The organism is Arthrobacter sp. PsM3, from assembly GCF_030433895.1.
In the GTDB taxonomy this organism is placed as follows: Bacteria; Actinomycetota; Actinomycetes; order Actinomycetales; family Micrococcaceae; genus Arthrobacter.
In genome coordinates, this window is the sequence record NZ_JARUXE010000016.1 from 49730 (window position 1) to 73023 (window position 23294).

The 23294-nt window shown below is 66.7% G+C and carries 20 protein-coding genes; 13 read left to right on the top strand and 7 right to left on the bottom strand.

Annotation, left to right across the window (positions count from 1 at the left end):
- Positions 1 to 59: 59 nt before the first annotated feature.
- The 4 genes from QCD75_RS10470 to QCD75_RS10485 all read right to left on the bottom strand — a co-directional run bounded on the left by QCD75_RS10470 (position 60) and on the right by QCD75_RS10485 (position 3681).
- Positions 60 to 818, bottom strand: coding sequence for a maleylpyruvate isomerase family mycothiol-dependent enzyme (locus tag QCD75_RS10470; RefSeq protein ID WP_301228314.1), 759 nt, complete (start codon positions 816 to 818; stop codon positions 60 to 62).
- Complete coding sequence (locus QCD75_RS10475) at positions 818 to 1651, bottom strand: fumarylacetoacetate hydrolase family protein (protein WP_301228316.1); 834 nt, start codon at positions 1649 to 1651, stop codon at positions 818 to 820. Before QCD75_RS10475 ends, QCD75_RS10470 begins: the two co-directional genes overlap by 1 nt.
- Positions 1651 to 2781, bottom strand: coding sequence for a cupin domain-containing protein (locus QCD75_RS10480; protein ID WP_301228318.1), 1131 nt, complete (start codon positions 2779 to 2781; stop codon positions 1651 to 1653). Before QCD75_RS10480 ends, QCD75_RS10475 begins: the two co-directional genes overlap by 1 nt.
- Before the next feature lie 117 nt (positions 2782 to 2898).
- Positions 2899 to 3681: an IclR family transcriptional regulator gene (locus QCD75_RS10485; RefSeq protein ID WP_441005467.1), complete on the bottom strand. Its 783-nt coding sequence runs from the start codon at positions 3679 to 3681 to the stop codon at positions 2899 to 2901.
- A gap of 111 nt (positions 3682 to 3792) precedes the next feature.
- On the opposite strand from QCD75_RS10485, the gene QCD75_RS10490 reads away from it, so the two are divergent.
- From QCD75_RS10490 to QCD75_RS10510, 5 genes are all read left to right on the top strand, one after another.
- A complete protein-coding gene (locus tag QCD75_RS10490) occupies positions 3793 to 5187 on the top strand; it encodes an MFS transporter (RefSeq protein ID WP_301228322.1) in 1395 nt (464 codons plus the stop codon).
- Entirely contained in the window at positions 5180 to 6430 is a 1251-nt protein-coding gene (locus tag QCD75_RS10495) for an FAD-dependent oxidoreductase (protein ID WP_301228324.1), read from the top strand. The genes QCD75_RS10490 and QCD75_RS10495 overlap by 8 nt, the downstream gene beginning before the upstream one ends.
- Before the next feature lie 222 nt (positions 6431 to 6652).
- Entirely contained in the window at positions 6653 to 7948 is a 1296-nt protein-coding gene (locus QCD75_RS10500; protein WP_301228326.1) for an inorganic phosphate transporter, read from the top strand.
- Positions 7945 to 8166, top strand: coding sequence for a hypothetical protein (locus QCD75_RS10505; RefSeq protein WP_301228328.1), 222 nt, complete (start codon positions 7945 to 7947; stop codon positions 8164 to 8166). Before QCD75_RS10500 ends, QCD75_RS10505 begins: the two co-directional genes overlap by 4 nt.
- 131 nt (positions 8167 to 8297) lie before the next feature.
- On the top strand, positions 8298 to 8849 hold the full coding sequence (locus tag QCD75_RS10510) for a dihydrofolate reductase family protein (RefSeq protein ID WP_301228330.1): 552 nt from the start codon (positions 8298 to 8300) through the stop codon (positions 8847 to 8849).
- A 19-nt stretch (positions 8850 to 8868) separates the two neighbouring features.
- Here QCD75_RS10510 and QCD75_RS10515 read toward each other — a convergent pair whose 3' ends face one another.
- A complete protein-coding gene (locus QCD75_RS10515) occupies positions 8869 to 9333 on the bottom strand; it encodes a hotdog fold thioesterase (RefSeq protein WP_301228332.1) in 465 nt (154 codons plus the stop codon).
- Positions 9334 to 9559: 226 nt separating this feature from the next.
- On the opposite strand from QCD75_RS10515, the gene polA reads away from it, so the two are divergent.
- The 4 genes from polA (at position 9560) to QCD75_RS10535 (ending at position 16073) form a co-directional block, all read left to right on the top strand.
- Complete coding sequence (polA, locus tag QCD75_RS10520) at positions 9560 to 12220, top strand: DNA polymerase I (RefSeq protein WP_301228393.1); 2661 nt, start codon at positions 9560 to 9562, stop codon at positions 12218 to 12220.
- 62 nt (positions 12221 to 12282) lie between these two features.
- The gene (locus QCD75_RS10525; RefSeq protein ID WP_301228334.1) at positions 12283 to 13572 is read left to right on the top strand and encodes a GNAT family N-acetyltransferase; all 1290 of its coding nucleotides are present in this window, start codon (positions 12283 to 12285) and stop codon (positions 13570 to 13572) included.
- A 199-nt stretch (positions 13573 to 13771) separates the two neighbouring features.
- Positions 13772 to 15253 carry a 30S ribosomal protein S1 gene (rpsA, locus tag QCD75_RS10530; RefSeq protein WP_024367487.1) on the top strand — a complete coding sequence of 494 codons (1482 nt, stop codon included), beginning with the start codon at positions 13772 to 13774 and terminating at the stop codon, positions 15251 to 15253.
- Between the two features lie 391 nt (positions 15254 to 15644).
- Positions 15645 to 16073, top strand: coding sequence for a VOC family protein (locus QCD75_RS10535; RefSeq protein ID WP_301228337.1), 429 nt, complete (start codon positions 15645 to 15647; stop codon positions 16071 to 16073).
- A gap of 216 nt (positions 16074 to 16289) precedes the next feature.
- Here the strand turns inward: QCD75_RS10535 and QCD75_RS10540 are convergent, their stop codons facing one another.
- The gene (locus QCD75_RS10540) at positions 16290 to 16814 is read right to left on the bottom strand and encodes a GNAT family N-acetyltransferase (RefSeq protein WP_301228339.1); all 525 of its coding nucleotides are present in this window, start codon (positions 16812 to 16814) and stop codon (positions 16290 to 16292) included.
- On the bottom strand, positions 16798 to 17499 hold the full coding sequence (locus tag QCD75_RS10545; protein WP_301228341.1) for an IMPACT family protein: 702 nt from the start codon (positions 17497 to 17499) through the stop codon (positions 16798 to 16800). Before QCD75_RS10545 ends, QCD75_RS10540 begins: the two co-directional genes overlap by 17 nt.
- Positions 17500 to 17521: 22 nt before the next feature.
- Between QCD75_RS10545 and coaE the strand changes: the two genes are divergently transcribed.
- From coaE to QCD75_RS10565, 4 genes are all read left to right on the top strand, one after another.
- Positions 17522 to 18817, top strand: coding sequence for a dephospho-CoA kinase (gene coaE, locus QCD75_RS10550; protein WP_301228343.1), 1296 nt, complete (start codon positions 17522 to 17524; stop codon positions 18815 to 18817).
- Positions 18818 to 18857: 40 nt separating this feature from the next.
- Positions 18858 to 20939 carry an excinuclease ABC subunit UvrB gene (gene uvrB, locus QCD75_RS10555; protein ID WP_301228345.1) on the top strand — a complete coding sequence of 694 codons (2082 nt, stop codon included), beginning with the start codon at positions 18858 to 18860 and terminating at the stop codon, positions 20937 to 20939.
- 177 nt (positions 20940 to 21116) lie between these two features.
- The gene (locus tag QCD75_RS10560; protein ID WP_301228347.1) at positions 21117 to 22145 is read left to right on the top strand and encodes a TerC family protein; all 1029 of its coding nucleotides are present in this window, start codon (positions 21117 to 21119) and stop codon (positions 22143 to 22145) included.
- A 102-nt stretch (positions 22146 to 22247) separates the two neighbouring features.
- Complete coding sequence (locus tag QCD75_RS10565; protein ID WP_301228349.1) at positions 22248 to 23105, top strand: MFS transporter; 858 nt, start codon at positions 22248 to 22250, stop codon at positions 23103 to 23105.
- Positions 23106 to 23294 lie beyond the last annotated feature (189 nt).

The window sequence follows — 23294 nt, forward strand, 5'->3', positions numbered from 1 at the left end:
ACGAAAGCCCCCTCGATTGAGGGGGCTTTCCTGGTCATGGGGGGATCAGGCGCTGCGGCTCAGATCCATTTCGGTGCGGCCGGCACCGAACTGGTGTTGGCTTCAGTGCCGGGGCCGGTGGCAGTCACGCCGGTGTTGCCGCGTCCTGCGGCCCATTCGACGACGGACGCGAGCGGTCCTGAAACCACCGTCGGGGACGCCGAGGTGGTGTCCCCGAAGGTGAGGTTCCGGTCCGTGACCTTGACGAGGAGGCCGGCATCGGTGCCGCGGGTGTGCCAGGCGCCGGTGATGTCCGTCAGGAGCCGTTCGAGCACGGGTTCCGGGATGTCCTGGAAGCTGGCGCCGTTGGCGAGGTCGACGGCGTGCATCCAGACTTCGCGGGTGCGCATCCAGACAGTTTCAGTGGCGGGCACTTCGCGGCCCTGGATGGTCCGGACTCTGTGGTGCCAGGCGTCCTCGGGCAGGTCGCGCCATTCGACGTTCAGATGCACGGCGGAGTGGTCGAAGAGGTGCCGCAGCGCGATCGGGGACAGGGTTGCCCCGAAGTCGATTTCGTGGTCCCGGACCTCGGTGGAGGCGTACATCGGGGTTTCCACCCCGGTGGCCGCCCACTCGACGAGCCGGGCGATCGCCCGGGCGTTGTAGCCGATGTGCGCCGTGATGTGGCGGCGGGTCCAGCCCGGCAGCAGCGTGTCGCCGTCGAGTTCCGCGTCGGTGAGTTCGTTGAGTTTGCGGGCGAAGAACGCCGTGCCCCGGCGGGCCTGTAGCAGCGCCGCGAGCAGCTCCGGGTCGGTGCTCTGGTCGTGGCGGGCGACCATCAGGCTTCCTTGATGACGCGGTTCTTCAGTTCTCCGAGGCCCTCGATGGTGGTGACCAGGAGCTGGCCTTCCTGGAGGTAGCGCTTGGGGTCCTGGGCGTGGCCGACCCCGCCGGGGGTGCCGGTCGCGATCACATCTCCCGGGTTCAGGGTGATGATGGTGGAGATGTAGGAGACCAGGAATTCGGGGGTGAAAACGACGTCGTTGGTGGGGGTCTGCTGCTGGATCTCGCCGTCGACCGCGGTGCTCATGAGGCCACCGCTGAACTCGTCCTTGGTGACCAGAGCGGGGCCGAACGGGGTGGATTTTTCCCAGGTCTTGCCCTGCAGCCACTGGATGGTGCGGAACTGGTAGTCGCGCATGGACACGTCGTTCAGGACGGCATAGCCGGCGATGTGGTCCGCGGCATCGGCTTCGGCGATCCGGCGGCCCGTTTTGCCGATCACGACGGCGAGTTCGGACTCCCAGTCCACAGCGTCGGATTCCTGCGGAAGGGCCAGGTCATCGTTCGGGCCGATCAGGGATTCCTGGTATTTGGCGAACAGGGTCGGGAACTCCGGGACCTCCCGGCCCATTTCCTTGATGTGGTTGCGGTAGTTGTGGCCCACGCAGATGATCTTCGCCGGTGAGGGGACCACGGCGGCCAGGTCCGCGCCCTCGAGCGGGTGCGTGGCGCCGGATGCGGCCTTCGCGGTCGCTTCCCAGGTCGGGTCCTTCAGGAGGGCCCCGACGTCGGCGAAGCCGTCGATCTCGGTCAGGGTGTCGCCGTCCTGGCGCACGGCCTTGGTGAGGGTCTTTTCCCCTTGGGCGAGGCGGAGGGTGAGCAGTCTCATTATTTGTTGCGTCCTTCGATGTAGGTGCGGTTGAAGTTCAGCCGTTCGAAAATGGGGGCGTCGCTGAAGCGGAAGAGATCAAACTCGCTCGTGGCTTGCAGGGACCATTCGGCCCAGGAGGGGACGACGAACAGGTCGCCCTTCGCCAGGGTCCGGGTTTCACCGTTCAGGACCACCGTGCCGGAACCTTCGAAGACCTGCCACACGCTGGAGCCGACCTCACGGAGGACTTGCGTGGAGGCGCCAGGGCGGAGGCGGTGGAATTCGGCCCGGATGGTCGGCATCACGTCCCCGCCGGTGGTGGGGTTGGTGTAGCGGACCGCGGCGTGGCCCTGGGACACGGTGGCCGGGTGCCCCTCGTCCTCGAGCAGGAGCTGTTCGGTCAGGGCACGGTCGGTGTATTCCCAGCGGTACGCCGCGATCGGGGAGCTCGTGGTGTCATCCAGGCCCGAGAGCGGGCGCAGGCCCGGGTGCGCCCAGAGCCGCTCGGACCGGGAGATGTCCGGGGTCGCCTCGTCCGTGACACGCTCGGTGCCGAACTCGAAGAACCCGGCGTCGGCGTAGTGCACGAACGGGATGTCCAGGCCGTCGATCCAGGCCATCGGCTCATCGGTGTCGTTGTGGTGGCCGTGGAAGTTCCAGCCCGGGGTCAACAGGAAATCCCCGCGGGACATCCGGACCGGGTCCCCGTTCACCACCGTCCAGACGCCTTCGCCTTCGACGACGAAGCGGAACGCGTTCTGCGAGTGGCGGTGCTCCGGCGCGGTCTCCCGGGCACCAAGGTACTGGATCGCCGCCCACAGCGTGGGGGTGGCATACGGGGTCCCGGCCAGGCCGGGGTTGGCCAGGGCAATCGCGCGGCGTTCGCCGCCCCGGCCCACCGGAACCAGATCCCCGGCGCGGGCGGCCAGCGGGTAGAGATCGCTCCACCGCCAAACGTGGGGCACCGCTTTGGGGGTCGGGACCATCGGCATCAGGTCCGCGATCTCGGTCCAGAGCGGGATCAGGTTCTCCCGGTCAAAATCGCGGTACAGCTCCTTGAGCTGGGCAGCCTCTTCAGGCGTCGGCTCCGGGGCAGTATGCCCCGCGGCAACTGACTCATGAGTCGTGTTCTCGGCGCTGATGGACACGTGGGCCTCCTCGGTAGGGCGAACAGTTCTTTGGCGTAGTTCGACTCTACGGATCCGGCCGTGTGATCCCCAGCATATTCTGCAGGGCAGAATTCATAGTACCGGCCTGCGCCGGACTTAGTCCGGCTCGGCCGGATTCGCCGCGATATCGATCTCGAGCTGCCGGCAGCTTTCCCGCAGCGCGGGGACCAGTCCGGCGTCGAAGACCCTGCGGAAGCGGGTCGCCGGGGTTGCGACGCTGAGCGCCCCGACGACCTGTCCGTGCCGGTTGTGCAGGGCAATCCCCAGGGCGCTCACCCCGTCCTCCGTGCCCTCGAAGTTGGCCGCGAAGCCGTTGCTGCGGACGGATTCCAGCTCGCGCAGGAACGCCGGATATTCCTCGGCCGGGATGGTGTCGCCGCCAATCTCGGCGTTGTGGCTGCGGAAGAGCTGGTCGATCATCTGGGGTTCGAGTTCGGCCAGCATCGCTTTGCCTCCCGACGTCCTGTTGGCGGGCATGACCGTCCCCTGCCGGTCGCCCACCCGCAACACGTTGTTTCCTTCCACCGTGGCCAGGAAACGGACTTTGGTGCCCACCCGCACCATGAGGTTCACCGTTTCGTTGAGCTGCGCGGAGAGCAGTTCCATGTGGGGCTGGGCAAGGGATCGGAGCAGCCTGGTCCAGCTCAGCCCGGCCGGCCCCACGCCCATCGCCGGACCAGGCAGATAGCGGCGCGTTTCGTCCTGCACGGCGAAACCCCGGTAGACCAGCATCGCCAGCAGGCGGTGGGCTGTGGACGGGGCGACACCCAGCTCCGTTGCAGCGTCCTTGAGCCGCAACGCCCCGCCGTCACGCAGCAGCTGGAGAAGCTGCAGGGCGTTGTCGACTGCCTCCACGGAATAGCTTGGCCGCTTCTGCACGGGCTTCCGGGCTGATTTGGAGGTTGGCTTGGGGGTGGGCTTGGACGTTGGCTTGTTCTGCACATCAGAATTATATTGTGGTTCACCTGCCCTGGCGGCGACGGTAGTGGTATGAATCACACACCTTCCGCTGCAACGCCGCAACGGTCCGAGCCGGGAGCTCCGGCCCCCATTACTGCTGGCCGCACCCCCATACCGGCTGGCACTGCTGGCGGCCCCGCCGCCCGGTTCTCCAAAGCCTCGGCCGCTGCCGTCCTCGTCTGCTGGCTCCTCGTGGTCTTCGATGGTTACGACCTCATTGTCTACGGCACCGTCCAGTCCTCCCTGATTAACGACACCGGCTGGGGCCTGACCAAGGCCACGGCCGGAACCATCGGCTCCATGGCCTTCGTCGGCATGATGATCGGGGCCATCTTCGCCGGCCGCATGGCCGACTCCTGGGGGCGCCGCCGCACCATCCTGGGCTGCGCCGTCATCTTCTCGATCTTCACGATTCTTTGCGCTTTCGCCCCCAGCGCCGCCGTCTTCGGCGTGCTGCGGCTCCTCGCCGGCATCGGCCTCGGCGGTCTGGTGCCGTCGGCCAACGCCCTTGTCGCTGAACTGGTCCCCGCCAAATGGCGGTCAACCATCGCCACCCTGATGATGTCGGGTGTCCCGATCGGCGGTTCCATCGCCGCGCTCGTGGGGATCCAGCTGATCCCGGTCTATGGCTGGCAGGCGATGTTCCTCGTGGCCGTGCTCGCGCTGGTGATCGTGGTCCCGCTGGGACTGAAATACCTTCCGGAGACGCTGGCCCCGGTCAGCGCCACAGACAGTGCAACTAACAAAGCCACAGGCAAGGCCGCCCGCTTTGCCGGGCGCAGCGCCAGCGTCATCCGGGAGCCCTCCGGTTTCTCCTCCCTGCTCCGCGCACCGTACCTCGGTGTCAGTGTGCTGTTCGCCCTGGCGACGATCGCCACCCTGTTCGCCTGGTACGGACTGGGCACCTGGCTGCCCAACCTCATGCAGCTGGCCGGCTACAACCTGGGCTCCGCCCTGACCTTCGCCCTGGCCCTGAACCTGGGTGCGGTGGCCGGATCGGTGATCACGGCCTGGGCCGGGACCCGCTTTGGTCCGGTGCCAACCGCCATCGCCGCCGCCGCCGTCGCCGCCGGAGCGCTCGTGGTGCTGGTGACCGGACCGTCGGTCACCGTCGTCTACCTCATGCTGGTCCTCGCGGGCGTCGGAACCCACGGCACGCAGTGCCTCATTATCGCCGCCGTCGCAAGCCACTATCCCGGACACCTGCGGGGGACCGCGCTGGGCTGGGCGCTGGGGACGGGCCGGATCGGCGCCGTCGCCGCACCCCAGGTGGGCGGCCTCCTGCTGGCCGCCAGTCTGGGCGTCAATTCCAATTTCCTCGCCTTCGCCGGTGCAGCCGCCATCGCGGCGGTCCTGCTGGCCGCCGTCGGCATCAAACTCAAGTCGAAAATCTCAATCACACCAACAGGAGCAAGCAATGTCTGAGCACGCCACGTCCACCGATGTCCTCGTCATCGGAGGGGGGATGGCCGGACTGGCCGGAGCCCTCGCGCTGCGCGAAAACGGGGCCAACGTCACCCTCGTGGAGCGGGCGCCTGAATTCGGCGAGGTCGGTGCGGGCCTGCAGATGGCCCCCAACGCCTCCCGTGTCCTCCAGCGCTGGGGCCTGCTGGAAAAGGCACTGGAGATCGGTGTCCAGCCCAAGCACCTGGTCTTCCGCGACGCTGTCACCGGCGAGGAGCTCACCCGCCAGACCCTCGGCGGGGAATTCGCGGAACGCTACGGCGCACCGTACGTCGTGATCCACCGCAGCGACCTGCACCGGGTGCTGCTGGAAGGCTGTGAGGCGGCAGGCGTCACCCTCATCAACGACGTCATGGTCGAGAGCGTGGAAACCGTGAACGGCCGCGGCGTGGCCCACACCGCAGCCGGTGTGGACTACGAGGCCGACGTCGTGATCGGCGCCGACGGGCTCAAGTCCACCCTGCGCCCGCTCGTGGCCAACGACGAGCCGGTCCCCTCCGCCTACGTCGCTTACCGCGGCACCGTTCCGATCACCGAAAACACGCCCAAGGCAGACCTCGAGGACGTCATCGTCTACCTCGGCCCGGACTGCCACCTCGTGCAGTACCCGCTGCGGAAGGGCGAGCTGCTGAACACGGTGGCTGTCTTCAAATCCGCGTCCTTCGAACGCGGCGAGGAGCAGTACGGCGGCGTCGACGAGCTCGAGGCAGCCTACAAGGACTGCGTACCCGCGGTGCAAGAAGCGCTGAAGAACCTGGCCACCGGCATCCGCTGGCCCATGTACGACCGTGACCCCATTGAAAACTGGGTCGCCGGCCGGATGGTGCTGATGGGTGACGCCGCGCACCCGATGCTCCAGTACCTGGCCCAGGGCGCCTGCCAGGCCCTCGAGGACGCCGCCGTGCTGCAGGACGCCAGCAACGGGACCGTCTTCACCGCGGACGGCATCAACCCGGACGCCTGGGACGGAGCGATCAGGGAATTCAACAGCACCCGCGCTGCCCGCACCGCCCGGGTCCAGCGCACCGCCCGCGTCTGGGGCGAATCCTGGCACGTCTCCGGACTGGCCCGGACCCTGCGCAACCTGCTCTTCAAGAGCCGGAAGGACAACGACTTCCAGTACAACGACTGGCTCTACGGCCAGGCCGGCGATGGCATCCCCTCGGCGGCGCGACCTGCAGCACGGGTGAAGCTGCCGGCCTGAGGCGCCACGCGCCCGCCGGCAGTTTGAACGCCGGGCACCATCGTGGTGCCCGGCGTTTGCCGTCTGCTGACCTTGTTTTACCCTGATGCCTTTCCCCCGTACGATTTAACGCGTCAGGCTACTTTGCTGAACGCCGTACATCTTTCCAGTGAACCCCGGAAAAATGCTGCCGGCAGCGGGGAACGAAACTGCTGACCGTCGACTCTGCAGATTGGGCAACAGGTGGAAATCACCATCATGGTGGCGCTAGTAATATCGCTAGCGCTTTTTTTTGACTTCACCAACGGATTTCACGACACGGCCAACGCGATGGCCACCCCCATCGCCACCGGTGCAATCAAACCCAAGACGGCAGTCGCCCTCGCGGCGGTGCTGAACCTGGTGGGGGCGTACCTTTCCACGGAAGTGGCCAAAACCGTGTCCGGCGGCATCATCAAAGAAGGATCGGACGGCATCCAGATCACCCCGGAGATCATCTTCGCGGGACTGATGGGAGCCATCCTCTGGAACATGATCACTTGGCTCAAGGGCCTGCCGTCCAGTTCCTCGCACGCACTCTTCGGCGGCCTGATCGGCGCCGCCATCGCAGGCATCGGCATTCACTCGATCAACTTCGAGAGCCTCATCCAGAAGGTCATACTCCCCGCCATCTTCGCGCCGATTATCGCCGGCGGCGTCGCCTACCTGTGCACGAAGCTGGCGTACGCGCTGACCTCCCGCCACGACCCGGAATCCGGCAGCAAGCTCACCCAGAAGCGCGGCGGCTTCCGGACCGGCCAGATCTTCACCTCGAGCCTCGTGGCCCTCGCCCACGGCACCAACGACGCACAGAAGACCATGGGCATCATCACCCTCGTGCTGATCTCCGCCGGCCTCCAGCAGCCCGGCTCCGGACCCCAGCTCTGGGTCATCACCACCTGCGCGCTTGCCATCGCGATCGGCACCTACTCGGGCGGGTGGAGGATCATCCGCACCATGGGATCCGGTCTCACCGACGTCAAGCCTGCCCAGGGCTTCGCGGCCGAAAGCAGCACCGCATCGGCCATCCTTGCCTCCTCGCACCTGGGGTTTGCACTGTCCACCACCCAGGTTGCCTCCGGCTCCGTGATCGGCTCGGGCATAGGCCGCCGCGGCACCACCGTACAGTGGGGAACAGCCGGAAAGATTGCGCTCGGCTGGCTGTTCACCCTCCCCGCCGCCGGGATCGTGGGTGCCCTCACCGCCCTGCTGGTGAAAACCGGCGTCGTTGGCGTCATCATCGCTGCCGTGGCCGGCACCGCTGCCGTGACCTACATGTTCCTCCACTCCAAGAAGTCACGCGTCGGCCACCACAACGCTGTCGAGGTCGAGGAAGCCGGCCAGGCTGTGCAGTTCCGCAAGAAGAAGAAAGCGGCTGCCGCCAGCCGCGCCAAGGACGAAGCCACTAGCGGCGTCGAACACGAACCGGTCGTCAGCGGCGTCGAACACGAACCGGTCGTCAGCGGCGTCAAGGACGAGCAGAAGGATGGGCCGTCATGAAGTGGCTGGAACTGGTTCAAGTGGCGGGTGCAACGCTCATCGCGGCAGTGACCGTCGTGGTCCTGTACTCCCTGGGCGTCCGGCTGACCGCGATTGCCGGTGACGTCAGTGGACGAAAGCCGGTCTGGGTACGGCCGCTCGCGATCGTGTGCTTCGCCCTGTGCGGCCTCGCCGTGATGTTCGGGCTGTACCTGATCATTCCCTACTTCAGCAAGTAGCCGGCGCCGCTCCGCGCCCCCGCGGGGCCTCCGTCCCGACGTGGATGCCGTTCTCCGCTCTCGGCCCGGATACCGGCCTCCGCCCGGCGCGCAGGATGGGCACCCCGGCCTGGAGTGGCTAGGCTGGGGACATGCCTGGTTTCCAGTATTTTGTGGCGTCCTCGCTGGACGGATTCATCGCCACCTCCGATGACAACCTGGACTGGTTGCTCCAGTTCGACGGGTTCGCCGGCGGCAAGGAAAGCTACGACGCCTTTATGGCGGACGTCGGCTGCATCGTGATGGGTGGTGAAACCTATGCCTGGCTGAGGAAGCACGAGCCTGGCAACTGGCCGTACCCCACCACGCCGTGCTGGGTGTTCACGCACCACGAACTCTCTGCGCCCAAAGGTGCCGACGTTACCTTTGTCCGCGGCCCCGTGGCCGAATTCGCCGAGGACCTCCGTGCCGTAGCGGGAGACCGGAACGTCTGGATCGTCGGCGGCGGGGTGCTCGCGGCCCAGTTTGCCGATGCCTCCGCGCTGGACGAGATCATCATCTCGATCATTCCGGTCGTGCTGGGCAGCGGCAAGGCGGTCCTGCCCCTTTCCCGGCCGACGGCGCCCCTTGAGCTGATCTCCTCGCACACCATGGGGCGGGGCATCGTGGAGCTGCACTACCGTTTCGGGCGCAGTCCGGCGTAGCGGATCCCCGGCGTCGTGCCTACCCGGCGATGTCGCGGATCAGGTTGGTGATGCGGGCCGTGGACAGCCGGCGGCCGCTCTCGTCCGTCATGACGATCTCATGCGTTGTCAGGGTCCGCCCAAGGTGTATTGCCGTGCACGTCCCGGTGACAGTGCCCGTCGTGATGGCCCGGTGATGCGTCGCGCTGACATCGATCCCCAGTGCCTGGCCCTTCGGCCCGGCGTGCATGCCGGCGGCAAAGGAACCAAGGGTTTCCGCCAGGACCACATGGGCGCCGCCGTGCAGGATGCCGGCCACCTGGGTGTTGCCTTCCACCGGCATGGTGCCCACGGTGCGCTCAGGACTCATCTCCAGGAAGTGGATCCCCATCTTCACCACCAGGGCGCCCACGCCGTATTGCCCCAGCCAGTCGTGCATTTCCTCGGGAATCCCGGCGGCCGCCAGTTCGGCCGCGTACGGGCCCGGCGTGAAATTGTCCATCATGGGAACTAGGCTGGCACCTGTGAGTGAAACTACCAAACCGGCCCCTTCCCCCTCCGCAGTGGAGACTTCAGCAGACAACGCCGCAAGAACTGCCGCCGGCGCCGCGCCGGCCACGGACGGCTCGCCGGTCCTTGTGGCTGAGCGCGTGAAAAAGCCCCGCCGCACCGCCGCGGAGGTTTCCGCCACCGAGGCCCCGGTCATCCCCATTACCGACCAGCCCCGGCTGATGGTGCTCGACGGACACTCCATGGCCTTCCGGGCCTTCTACGCCCTTCCGGCCGAGAATTTCGCCACATCGACAGGCCAGCACACGAACGCGGTCCACGGCTTCACCTCGATGCTGATCAACCTGATCAAGGAGCAGAAGCCCACCCACGTCGCCGTGGCATTCGATGTCTCCGACGACACGACGTTCCGCAAAGCCGAATACGACGGCTACAAAGGCGGGCGGAACGAGACGCCCCGGGAATTCAGCGGGCAGATCGACCTGATCGAAAAGGTCATGACCGCCTGGGGTATCAAGACCATCAGCATGCCCGGCTTCGAGGCCGACGACATTCTGGCCACGCTGGCAGCCCAGGGCGAAGCCGCGGGCTTCGAGGTGCTGCTCGTCTCCGGCGACCGCGACACCTTCCAGCTCATCACCGACAACGTCTTCGTGCTCTACCCGAAGACCGGCGTGAGCAACATCCCCCGGATGGACGCCGAGGCCATCGAGACCAAGTACTTCGTGACGCCCCCGCAGTATTCAGACCTTGCCGCGCTCGTGGGGGAGTCGGCGGACAACCTTCCCGGCGTGCCCGGCGTCGGGCCCAAAACTGCCGCGAAGTGGATCAACCAATACGGGGGGCTGGAAGGCATCCTGGCGAACCTTGACTCGATCGGCGGCAAAGTCGGCGACGCGCTCCGGGAGCACATCGACTCCGTCAAGCGGAACCGCCGGCTGAACCGCCTTCTCACGGATCTGGAGCTGCCCGTCTCGCTCAAGGAGCTGGAGGAGCCGCGCCCCGACAACGATGCGATCGAAGAGATCTTTGACCGGCTGGAGTTCAAAACGCTCCGCCCCCGGCTGTTCGCGCTCTACGCCAGCGACTCCGAGGATGCCGGGCAGGACAGCATCGATGTCCCTGAGTTCTCCGCCCTCAGCGACGCTGCGGAACTCAAGGCCTTCTTCGCCGCCGGCAAGGACCACCGCTCGGCCCTCGCCGTCGACTTCGCTCCCGGGCGGATTGCCGACGACGCCCCGGCCATTGCCGTGCTCCGCGGCGACGCAGCCGCATACATCGACGTCACGGCGCTGGACGCCGAGGCCGAGGCCGTGCTGGCCGGCTGGCTGCTGGACCCAAAGGCGGCGAAGGTCACGCACGGTTTCAAGGCCGCCCTGAAGGCGTTCACTGCCCGGGGCCTCGGCCTGGACGGCGTCGTGGATGACACGTCCATCTCCGGCTACCTGATCCAGCCGGACCGGCGCAGTTACGAACTTGCCGAGCTCGCGCAGCACCACCTGAAGATGGGTGTCTCCACCGCGGCCGCGAAGACGGGCCAGCTGGAGCTTTCCTTCGGGGGAGAGGACGACGCCTCCGCCGGCGAGCTCGTGCAGCAGGCCGCCGTCGTGTTTGCCCTGAGCCACCACTTCGAAACGGAACTGAGGGTCCGGAAGGCGCAGGAGCTGCTGACCAGCCTGGAGCTTCCGGTCAGCCGGGTGCTGGCCCGGATGGAACTCGATGGCATCGGCGTGTCGATGGAGCGGATGAACGAACAGCTGGCCGACCTCGCCAAGGTGATCGACAACGCCCAGGAACTCGCGTTCGCCGCGATCGGCCACGAAGTGAACCTCGGCTCGCCCAAGCAGCTGCAGACCGTGCTGTTCGAGGAACTGGGGCTGCCCAAGACCAAGAAGATCAAGTCCGGCTACACCACGGACGCCGCCTCGCTGAAGTCGCTGCTGGAGAAGACCGGCCATGAATTCCTGGTCCAGCTCATGGCGCACCGTGAATCCGCGAAGCTGCGGCAGATGATCGAATCGCTGAAGAAGTCCGTCGCCGAGGACGGCCGGATCCACACCACCTATGCCCAGAATGTCGCCGCCACCGGGCGTATCTCCTCGAACAACCCGAACCTGCAGAACATCCCGATCCGCAGCGAGGAAGGCCGGCGCGTCCGCAGCATCTTTGTGGTGAGCGAGGGCTACGACTGCCTGCTCTCGGCGGACTATTCGCAGATCGAAATGCGGATCATGGCGCACCTCTCCGGCGACCCCGGTCTGATCCAGGCCTACCAGGAGGGCGAGGACCTGCACCGCTTCGTCGGATCGCACATCTTCCATGTGCCCCCGGCCGAGGTCACGAGTGCGATGCGGTCCAAGGTCAAGGCGATGTCCTATGGCCTGGCCTACGGGCTGACGTCCTTTGGCCTGTCCAAGCAGCTCGAAATTTCCGTGGACGAGGCCCGGACGCTGATGAAGGAGTACTTTGAGCGTTTCGGCGCGGTCCGCGACTACCTCCGGGGCGTGGTGGAACAGGCACGGATCGACGGTTACACCGCCACGATTGAGGGGCGGCGCCGCTACCTTCCGGACCTGACCAGCACCGACCGCCAGCTGCGCGAAATCGCGGAACGGGTGGCGTTGAACTCGCCGATCCAGGGTTCCGCCGCGGACATCATCAAACGCGCCATGCTTGGAGTCTCCGGCGCTCTGGCCGAACAGGGCCTGAAATCGCGCATGCTGCTGCAGGTCCATGATGAACTGGTCCTCGAAGTGGCGCACGGCGAGCGGGAGGCCGTGGAGCAGCTGGTAACGGAACAGATGGGCTCTGCGGCGCAGTTGACCGTTCCGCTGGACGTGCAGATCGGCATCGGCTCCAGCTGGTACGAGGCCGGGCACTGACGCACTGCATCCTTGGGCGCTTAGTCGTTGGGCGCTGTCAGGATTTCTAGGGGGAGAACTACATGACAGAGAAGTATGAGATCCGTCGTTTCCGCGCGGCCGACAAAGGCGAACCCGGCTACGCGCTGGGGGTGGACTGGCTGCGCGGCGTCGGCGTCGGGTTCTACGACGAGCGGCACAAGGAAGAGTTTGTCGACAAGGTCATGACCATGTACCGGGTGGACAACCGCGAGATGACCGGGGTCTACCAGACCGGCGCTGTGGCGGGCCGCTCCCTCCCGGCGGAGATCCCGGTCGCGACCTTCGGGACCCTGCGCAAGGACCTCAACATCGGCTACGGCCGTCAGCTCGAGGCACAGCTGATCACCGCCGTGACCGTCCGCGGAACCCACCGCAGGCAGGGGCTCCTGCGCCGGATGATGACCGAGGACCTCGCCGCGTCCAAAGCCGACGGCCTGGCCATCGCGGCGCTGACGGCCTCGGAAGCGTCGATCTACGGCCGCTTCGGCTTTGGCGTCGCAACCTTCGAACGCAGCACCAAGGTCGACACCGGGCCGCGGTTCCGGCTGAGGCACACACCGGCCGGCTCGGTGGAAATCGCCGACCGCAAAGTCCTGCTGGAACTGGCTCCTGTGGTGTTCGAACGCGTCCACCGCGTCACCCCGGGCTCAATCGTGCGGCAGGATGCCTACCGGCAGCGCAGCTCTGGAACCCTCGGCCAGGACGGCGCGGAGGACGAATCGATCAGGTGCGCCTTGCACTACGACGCCGACGGAAGAATCGACGGCTATGTGGCCTACAAGTTCTCCGGCTGGGACACCAAACCCCACACCATGGAAGTCATCGACCTCGTGGCGGCAACTGATTCCGGCTACCTGGACCTCTGGCAGTTCCTTGGCAGCCTCGACCTGATCCAGCGGGTCACCTGGGCCGAAGCGCCCGTCGACGATCCGCTGACGTGGGCGCTTGAGGACCCGCGCTGCATCGAGTCCACCGAGAACAGCGACATGCTCTGGCTCCGCATCCTTGACACGGCCAAGGCCCTTGGTGCTAGGCGTTACTCCTACGACGGCAGCCTGGTCCTGCGCATCACCGATGCCCTGGGCTTCGCGGACGGCACGTTCACACTGACCGTCACCGGCGGCGAGGCACGGGTGGCGGCCGCTCCGGACGGCGCCGTTCCGGAGCTTTCCCTCGACGTCGCGGAACTCGGGTCCGTCTATCTGGGCGCTGTCTGCCCGGTGACGCTGGCAGCCGCCGGACGGATAACCGAGCACACACCGGGGGCGGCGCTGACGGCGCGACTCATGTTCGCCGTCGAACGTGCACCGCACTGCCTGACGCACTTCTAAACGGGTCCCAACCATCCCGTTGCGCTTTGACCCGCGTTCCCGTATACGACTAGACTAAACGGGCGTGTACTACGTGCGCGCATCTACAATCCACAAATCAGGATGACCCGGCGTTATGCCGTGTTCTGTGCCCGTGTCGCCGACGCGGGCGCAGCGGTTTGCCTGACCGACTAACTATCCACAACGGAGCCCCTACTACATGACCATCACCTCCACCGAGAAGCCCGGTACCCCCGTAGTCGCGATTAACGACATCGGTACCGCTGAGGACTTCCTCGCAGCAGTCGACGCCACCATCAAGTACTTCAACGACGGAGACCTCGTCGAAGGTACCGTCGTCAAGGTCGACCGCGATGAAGTTCTGCTCGACATCGGTTACAAGACCGAAGGTGTCATTCCCTCCCGCGAGCTGTCCATCAAGCACGATGTTGATCCCGGAGACGTCGTCTCCGTTGGCGATCTCGTCGAAGCCCTGGTGCTCACCAAGGAAGACAAAGAAGGCCGCCTGATCCTCTCCAAGAAGCGCGCTCAGTACGAGCGTGCCTGGGGCGACATCGAGAAGGTCAAGGAAGAAGACGGTGTCGTCACCGGTACCGTCATCGAGGTTGTCAAGGGTGGTCTTATCCTCGACATCGGTCTGCGCGGCTTCCTGCCGGCATCCCTCGTCGAGATGCGCCGTGTGCGCGACCTTGCTCCGTACATCGGTCAGAAGATCGAAGCCAAAATCATCGAGCTGGACAAGAACCGCAACAACGTTGTGCTGTCCCGCCGTGCATGGCTCGAGCAGACCCAGTCCGAGGTCCGCTCCACGTTCCTCAACAAGCTGGAAAAGGGCCAGGTCCGTCCCGGCGTCGTTTCCTCCATCGTCAACTTCGGTGCCTTCGTGGACCTGGGCGGCGTAGACGGCCTCGTTCACGTTTCCGAGCTGTCCTGGAAGCACATCGACCACCCGTCCGAGGTTGTCGAAGTTGGCCAGGAAGTCACCGTCGAGGTTCTCGAGGTCGATCTGGACCGCGAGCGTGTGTCCCTGTCGCTCAAGGCTACGCAGGAAGATCCGTGGCAGACCTTCGCCCGCACCCACGCCCTCGGGCAGGTTGTGCCGGGTAAGGTCACCAAGCTGGTTCCGTTCGGCGCGTTCGTTCGTGTTGAAGACGGCATCGAAGGCCTGGTCCACATCTCCGAGCTCGCCGTGCGCCACGTTGAGCTGGCCGAGCAGGTTGTCTCCGTAGGGGATGAGCTGTTCGTCAAGGTCATCGACATCGACCTCGAACGCCGCCGCATCTCGCTGTCCCTCAAGCAGGCCAACGAGGGCGTCGACGCCGAGTCCACCGAATTCGATCCGGCTCTCTACGGCATGGCCGCTGAGTACGACGAAGAGGGCAACTACAAGTACCCGGAGGGCTTCGATCCGGAGTCCAACGAGTGGCTTGAAGGCTACGAGACGCAGCGCGCCGCCTGGGAGCAGCAGTACGCTGACGCCCAGACCCGCTGGGAAGCCCACAAGAAGCAGGTTGCCCAGCACGCTGCCGACGACGCTGCAGCTGCAACGTCCGGCGAGAGCGACTCCGGCACCACCAGCTACTCCTCTGAGCCGGCTGCAGCCGAGTCCAACACCGGTGGCGGCACGCTCGCTTCCGACGAGGCTCTTGCAGCACTGCGCGAGAAGCTGACCGGCAACTAATTGCCCGCAGACCCCGGGGAGTCCGCTCCCCGGGGCTTGGCAGTTGGTAGCTTGAAGTAGCACCGTGAAGGTGGCCGTCCCTGCGGGGGCGGCCACTTTTCGTTTCTGAGGGACATGCCCAGTCCCCGGGCAGGCCACTGGACATATGGGCACTATGTCCAAACGTGGGCACGACGGCGGGGCTTGCTCCAGCCACGGAGTCCGTGGCGCCGGGTGGACATGCCCAGTCCTGGCCGCGGTCCATGGGCATCTTGGCATTATGTCCAACAGCGATTCCGGGGACGGGGCATGCCGGCGACTCGGGCCTGTGACGGCTGGAAACATTGACGCCGCCTGGTGACGCGTTCAGACTAGGCGGGTTGAGTGTACGGAACACACTAGGGGAGCGATTATGGTTGAGACTTCAGGAAGTCCTCGGGCGGCGGACTCAGCAGGCGCTGGACCATGGCCGAGAGGCATCGGCGCCATCACCCTGTTTGTCGAGGATCTGCCGGGTGCCAAGCGCTTCTATCGAGACGTGTTCGGCCTGCCGGTAGCCTTCGAGGATGATGCTTCGGCTGTGTTCAAGTTCGCGAACACCATGATCAACCTGTTGAAATCGTCCGAAGCTCCGGAGCTAATCGGACCCGCCATCGTGGCAGCCCCCGAGGCGGGGTCCCGGATGCAGTTCACCATCGAGGTCGACAACGTCGACGCCATGTGCGCCGAACTGGCGAGCCGCGGCGTCGAGCTCCTGAACGGTCCGATGGACCGTCCCTGGGGGATTCGAACGGCCACTTTCCGCGACCCAGGCGGCCACATCTGGGAAATAGCACAATAGCGGCGGTGCGGCCGGGCTGACCCCGGGCCTCGCGGAGAGGGACCAGGTTCCAGCGCGGCCCTGAGCCGGTGCCGTCTCGGCGCCAGGGCCAGGTCATGGACATGTCCAGTCGTGGGCCCGGCCGATGGGCACAATGGGATTATGTCCAGCCGGTGTGGCCAGGGCGGGGCATGTCCAGTGGGCGGGGAAGCCGGGCGGTGTGCGCAGGCCCGGACCTCAGCGCAGCCGGATCCTGGCCTTGACCGGGACTGTGGCGTCGCCGGCCGCTTGGCCCTCCACGAGCTCGGCGCCGGCTGAGCGCAGGAGGGCCAGCGCCGCGGTGTTTCCGGCGGTCGTGTCGGCCTCCAGCACTTCGGCGCCTGTTGCGGCCGCCCGGTCGATCACGAGACCAAGGGCAGCCCGGGCGATGCCGTGGCCGCGGAAGCCGCGGCCCAGCCAGATCCCCGTTTCCAGCGAGTCCGCCCCGGTCCGCTTGAGCCTGATTGAACCCGCGAGTTCCCCGTCGGCGCTGATGGCCCAGCTTTTCTGCCGCGCGGGGCTGTCGAGCCCTGCCGCCGCGTGGTGGTATTCGCGGAACCAGCTGATCCGTTCCGAATTCCAGCCGGCGGCGCTGCCCAGCGGAGGCGTCACCTCGTCGGCGTCGGCGTCCTGGATCGCCACGGTCAGGAGCTGTTCCAGGACAGCGTCGGAGACGTCGACGAGCCGGACAGCGGCGGGGGAAGGCTCAGCCGAGGGGGACATCGATCCACTCCGTTTCTCCAGGCAGCAATTCGGCGGTGCCTGCCGACAGCGCGGCGAGCCGTTCGGCCGCCCGGCGCAGGTCCGCCCGGTCATCCGGCAGTGCAAGCCTCAGGACAGTAGTCTGCGCCTCATAACTGGTTTCGGCCATGACATATCCCGCGGCGCGCAGTTCGTTCTCCAGCCGTCCGGCCGCCGTGTGCGGCACCGTCACCGCGCAGATCCGCAGCCGGCGGCGCTGCACCAGCGGGGCCCGGTCCAGGCCGGCGGACACGGATTCGGAGTAGGCCCGGACGAGACCGCCGGCGCCGAGCAGGATCCCGCCGAAATAGCGCACGACGACGGCGGTCACGTCGCTCAGGTCCGTCACGCCGGGCACGGTCTCACGCTTCAGCAGCGCGTCGAGCATCGGAAGGCCCGCCGTGCCGGACGGCTCGCCGTCGTCGTTGGAGCGCTGCACATCGCGGTCCGGGCCGAGCACGAAGGCGGAGCAATGATGCCGGGCGTCGTGGAATTCCTTACGCAGTCCGGCGAGGACCGATCGGGCACTGTCCTCATCGGCGGTGCGGTGCAGCACGGTGATGAAGCGGGAGCGCTTCACCTCGATCTCGTGGCGGGACTGCTGGCCAGCCGCCAGCGTGGTGTAAACGGTGGCCCTGCTCTCCGGGAAAACCGCATCATCAGCCACCGGATCAGTTTAGTCTGGTGGGGTGCTGAAAATCGGGTTGACAGGCGGCATCGCCTCAGGCAAGTCAGTGGCTGCCGCGCGCCTGCGCGAACTCGGGGCGGTGGTGATCGACGCAGACGCGCTGGCCCGTGAGGTCGTGGAACCCGGAACGCCGGGACTTGCCAGGGTCGTAGAGGCCTTCAGCAATGCCATCCTGGCTCCCGACGGCGGCCTGGACCGACCCAAGCTCGGCGGCCTCGTCTTCGGCAACCCGGAACGCCTCGCGGTGCTCAACGGCATCATCCATCCCCTCGTGCGGGAACGCGCCGCCGCGCTGGCCGCCGCCGCTCCGAAAGGCGCCGTGGTGGTCCAGGACATCCCGCTGCTGGTCGAGACCGGCCAGGGCGCCAATTTCCATCTGGTCGTGGTGGTCGACGCCCCCGACGATGTCCGGGTGCAGCGCATGGTGCAGCACCGGCACCTGAGCGCTGAGGAAGCCCAAGCCAGGATGGCCGCCCAGGCCACGCGGGAGGACCGGCTGGCCGCGGCCGACATCGTCCTGGACAACTCGGGGTCAAAGGCCGAACTCCAGGACGCGGTGGACCGGCTCTGGAAGTTCCGGCTGGCACCGTTCGCCGGGAACCTGGCCAGGCACCGCCTCGCACCGCGCACCGGCGGCCCGGTGCTCATGCCCGCCAACCCGGACTGGCCCGCGCAGGCCGGCCGGCTCATGGCGCGGCTGCGCGCCGCCGCCGCGCAGGACATCCTGGCCCTGGACCATGTCGGTTCCACGGCTGTCCCCGGGCTCGACGCCAAGGACGTGCTTGACCTCCAGCTTGGCGTGGAGGACATGGCCGCGGCGGAACGGATCGCGCCGCTGCTCGCCGACGCCGGCTTCCCCGGCTGGCCCGGGATCACCTCGGACAACCCCAAACCCTCCCGCCCGGACCCCGCGGACTGGCGGAAGCGGATGCACGGCAACGCGGACCCCGGGCGCGCGGTCAACGTCCATGTCCGCGCGGTGGGATCCCCCGGCTGGCGGTTCGCGCTCTGCTTCCGGGACTGGCTGCGGGACGACGCGGCCGCCCGCGCCGACTACCTGGCCGAGAAGCGCCGCGTCGCCAAGCTCCACGGCGTGGACAAATCCACCGCCGGCTACGCCGCCGACAAGGAAGGCTGGTTCGCCAACTACGCCGCGCCACGGATGGACGCGTGGGCGCGGCGCACCGGCTGGCAGCCGCCGCCGTACATCACCCCCGCGCCGGAACGGGGACCGGAGGCCGCCCCGGATGCGGTACCGGGACCGCGCCATACCGGCCCCGGTACCGCCCAAAGCTGAATCAGGACATCCTGTCAGGGCCCGGCGGTAGATTAGATACATGAGCCTTGCCCAGCAGATCAACCGTGTCGTGGCGCCCTTCGAGGTCATCAGCGAGTTCCAGCCGGCCGGCGACCAGCCGGCCGCGATCGCGGAACTGACCGAACGCATCAAGAACGGCGAGAAGGACGTGGTGCTGCTCGGCGCCACCGGTACCGGCAAGAGCGCGACGACGGCGTGGCTGATCGAACAGGTCCAGCGGCCCACCCTGGTGATGGTCCAGAACAAAACCCTCGCCGCGCAGCTCGTCAATGAATTCCGCGAGCTGCTCCCAAACAACGCCGTCGAGTACTTCGTCTCCTACTACGACTACTACCAGCCGGAAGCCTACGTGGCGCAGACTGACACCTTCATCGAGAAGGACTCCTCCGTCAACGAGGAAGTCGAACGGCTCCGGCACTCCGCCACCAACGCGCTGCTGACCCGCCGGGACGTGATCGTCGTCGCCACCGTGTCCTGCATCTATGGCCTGGGCACCCCGGAAGAGTACATCGCAGGCATGGTGACGCTCCGCCAGGGCGCCCAGATGAACCGCGATGATCTGCTCCGGAAATTCGTTTCCATGCAGTACTCCCGCAACGACATGGACTTCCACCGCGGCACGTTCCGGGTCCGCGGCGACACCGTGGAAATCATCCCCATGTACGAGGAGCTGGCGATCCGGATCGAGTTCTTCGGCGACGAGATCGAGAACATCTACACCCTGCACCCGCTCACCGGGGAAATCATCCGGGATGAGACCGAGATGTACGTCTTCCCGGCCTCGCACTACGTGGCCGGTCCCGAACGCATGGGCCGGGCGATCAAGCGGATCGAGGACGAACTCGCCGAGCGGCTCCAGGTCCTGGAGAGCCAGAACAAGCTGGTGGAGGCGCAGCGCCTGCGGATGCGCACCACCTACGACCTCGAAATGATGCAGCAGATGGGCTTCTGCAACGGCATCGAGAACTACTCCAGCCACATCGACGGCCGCGCCCGCGGAACCGCGCCGCACTGCCTCATCGATTACTTCCCGGACGATTTCCTCCTGGTGATCGACGAATCGCACGTCACCGTGCCGCAGATCGGCGCGATGTATGAGGGCGACATGTCCCGCAAGCGGAACCTCGTCGACCACGGCTTCCGGCTGCCCTCCGCGATGGACAACCGGCCGCTGAAGTGGGATGAGTTCCAGGACCGCGTGGGCCAGACCGTCTATCTCTCCGCCACGCCGGGCAAGTATGAGCTCGGCAAGGCTGACGGCTTCGTGCAGCAGATCATCCGGCCCACCGGACTGATCGACCCCGAGATCGTCGTCAAGCCCACCAAGGGCCAGATCGATGACCTGCTCGGGGAAATCAAGACCCGCACGGCGAAGAACGAGCGCGTGCTGGTCACCACCCTGACCAAGCGGATGGCCGAGGACCTCACCGACTACCTGCTGGGCCACGGCGTGAAGGTCGAATATCTGCACTCGGACGTCGACACCCTGCGCCGGGTGGAGCTGCTCCGCGAGCTCCGGATGGGCGTCTTCGACGTGCTGGTGGGCATCAACCTGCTCCGCGAAGGGCTGGACCTGCCCGAGGTATCGCTGGTGAGCATCCTGGACGCCGACAAGGAAGGCTTCCTGCGTTCGGCGACCTCGCTGATCCAGACGGTCGGCCGTGCCGCCCGCAACGTCTCCGGCGAGGTGCACATGTACGCGGACCGGATCACCGATTCGATGGCCAAGGCCATCGACGAGACCAACCGGCGCCGCGAGATCCAGGTTGCCTACAACACCAAGCACGGGATCGATCCGCAGCCGCTGCGGAAGAAGATCGCCGACATCACCGACCAGATCGCCAAGGAGGACGCCGACACCCGCGAACTCCTCGCCAACGCCGGCAAGGCACGCGGCAAGGGAAAGGGCGCCACCAAGGTACGGGCGGACGGCCTGGCGGCTGCACCTGCCGAGGACCTCGTGGGCCTGATCGAGCAACTCACCGAACAGATGCATGCCGCCGCCGGGGAGCTCCAGTTTGAGCTGGCCGCGCGGCTGCGTGACGAGGTGGGGGAGCTCAAGAAGGAACTGCGCCAGATGCAGGCTGCCGGGCACGCCTAGGGTAATGTTGGTCGGACGTAGGGGAGTATCCCAAGCGCTACGATCGTCAACACGTATGGCACAGATGCCCTGCCGGGCGTAGCGGGCAGCCACGCAGCACCAGGTACGTCGTACCGGACATGCGGGCCAGTCGGAGAGACTTACACCGATGAGTCACACCCTGCGAAAGGTATCTTCGTGCCCGAACTTCCCGTCTGGTTCGAGATCGGCTCCTTCGTCGTTCTCGGCATCATCCTGGCCATTGACCTGCTGCTGGTCCTCAAACGTCCGCACGAGCCCTCCATGAAGGAAGCCGGCCTGTGGGTGTCCTTCTACATTGCCCTCGCGCTGCTTTTCGCCGGAGCCATGTTCGTCTTCACCGGCCCGGAGTACGGCGGCCAGTTCATCGCCGGCTGGGTCACGGAATACAGCCTCAGCATCGACAACCTGTTCGTCTTCATCATCATCATGGCCCGGTTCTCGGTACCCCGTAAGTACCAGCAGGAAGTGCTGATGGTCGGCATCATCATCGCGCTGATCCTCCGCGGCATCTTCATCCTGCTCGGCGCCATCGTGATCGAACAGTTCAGCTGGGTCTTCTACATCTTCGGCGTCTTCCTGCTCTGGACCGCATGGAAGCAGGCCCAGGACGACGGTGAGGATGAAGAGGACAAGGAAAACCCGCTCATCGCCCGGATCCGCAAGGTCCTGCCCATGTCGGAGAAGTTCGACGGCGGAAAGCTCCGCACCGTCGTTGACGGCAAGAAGGTCTTCACCCCCATGCTGATCGTCTTCGTGACCATCGGCCTCACGGACCTGCTCTTCGCGGTGGACTCGATCCCGGCCATCTTCGGCCTGACCCAGAGCGCCTTCATCGTTTTCACCGCCAACATTTTCGCCCTGATGGGCCTGCGGCAGCTCTACTTCCTGCTCGGCGGCCTGATGACACGTCTGATCTACCTGAAGCACGCACTCTCGGTGATCCTTGCGTTCATCGGCGTGAAGCTGGTCCTGCACGCCATGCACGTTAACGAACTGCCCTTCATCAACGGCGGCCAGCACATCGAGTGGGCGCCCGAGATCCCGACGTACGTCTCCCTCGGGGTGATCATCGGCACCATCATCGTCGCCGTCATCGCCAGCCTGATCAGCTCCAAGTCCTCACAGTCGAAGCTGGACGCGCGGCTGGAAGAGGACTCCCGCAAGAGCCTGAGCGACGCGGAGTAGCCCAGCGGTCCGGCTAAGCTCGGACCGCGAAAATCTTTGACCCTGCGGCAGTACTAAGGAACGGCGCTGGACCCGCAACGGGTCCAGCGCCGTACCGTTTGGGTGCTGAGTACGGCCCAGCTCCTCGGCGGGATGGGCGGCGGGGCCAGCCTGTCCGTCGGGTCCCTGCTGGCGGTCCAGCTCTCCGGCTCGAACGCCTGGGCCGGCTCGGTCACCACCACCATGACCCTCGGAGCCGCGGCGGCAGCCCTGCCCCTCGCCGGGCGCGCCGGACGGCATGGCCGGCGCGCGTCCCTCATCACGGGTCTGCTCTCCGCCATGGCCGGGGCCCTGCTGGTGATCGTCGCCACGGTCACGGGCAGCTTCCCGGTGCTGCTGCTCGCCTCGGCCCTGCTTGGACTCGGCACGGCCGCCAACCAGCAGGCCCGCTTCGCGGCCGTCGACCTCGCCGAACCGGAACACCGCGGCCGTTCCCTGGCGATCGTGGTGTGGGCCGTGACAATCGGCGCTGTCGCCGGCCCGAACCTAATCCGCCCCGGTGCCCTCGTCGGCGAGGCCCTCGGCCTGCCGGCGCTGGCCGGGCCCTTTGTCTTCTCCACGGCGGGGCTGGCGCTGGCCGCTTTGCTGCTGCTCATCTGCCTGCGCCCGGATCCGCTGCTGCTGGCCGACCGGCTCCGCTCCGCCCGGCAGCAGCCCGCCGCCGGAGGCAGCACCGGAGGCAGCGCCGGATCCACAGCCACGGGCACTGACAGCACGAGGCGGTGGCACGGCCTCCGTCACGGCATGCGACCCATCCGTGACTCGCCCTGGGCCGCGCTGGCCCTCGTCGCCGATATTGCGGCGCACGGCTGCATGGCCGCCGTGATGTCGATGACGCCCCTGCACCTGCAGCTGCTGACCGAGGGGCCCCTGGCCGGCATGCCGGCCGGCTCCCGGTCATCCTGCTGGGCCACAGACTGATCGCTGTCCGTCCTTGTCGCCGGTTTCGGCCAGGCCCAGCCGGCCCTGGTGATGGCCGGGGTCGGCTATCAGGGCCTCAACTTTTCTTCCGCTGCCGTCGCGGCGGTGGTGTTCGCCGTCGCCCTCCGCGCTGCCGCGCAAGGCCGCAGCGCATCAGCGGCGGCCCAGGCGCAGTAGCCCAGGACCCGG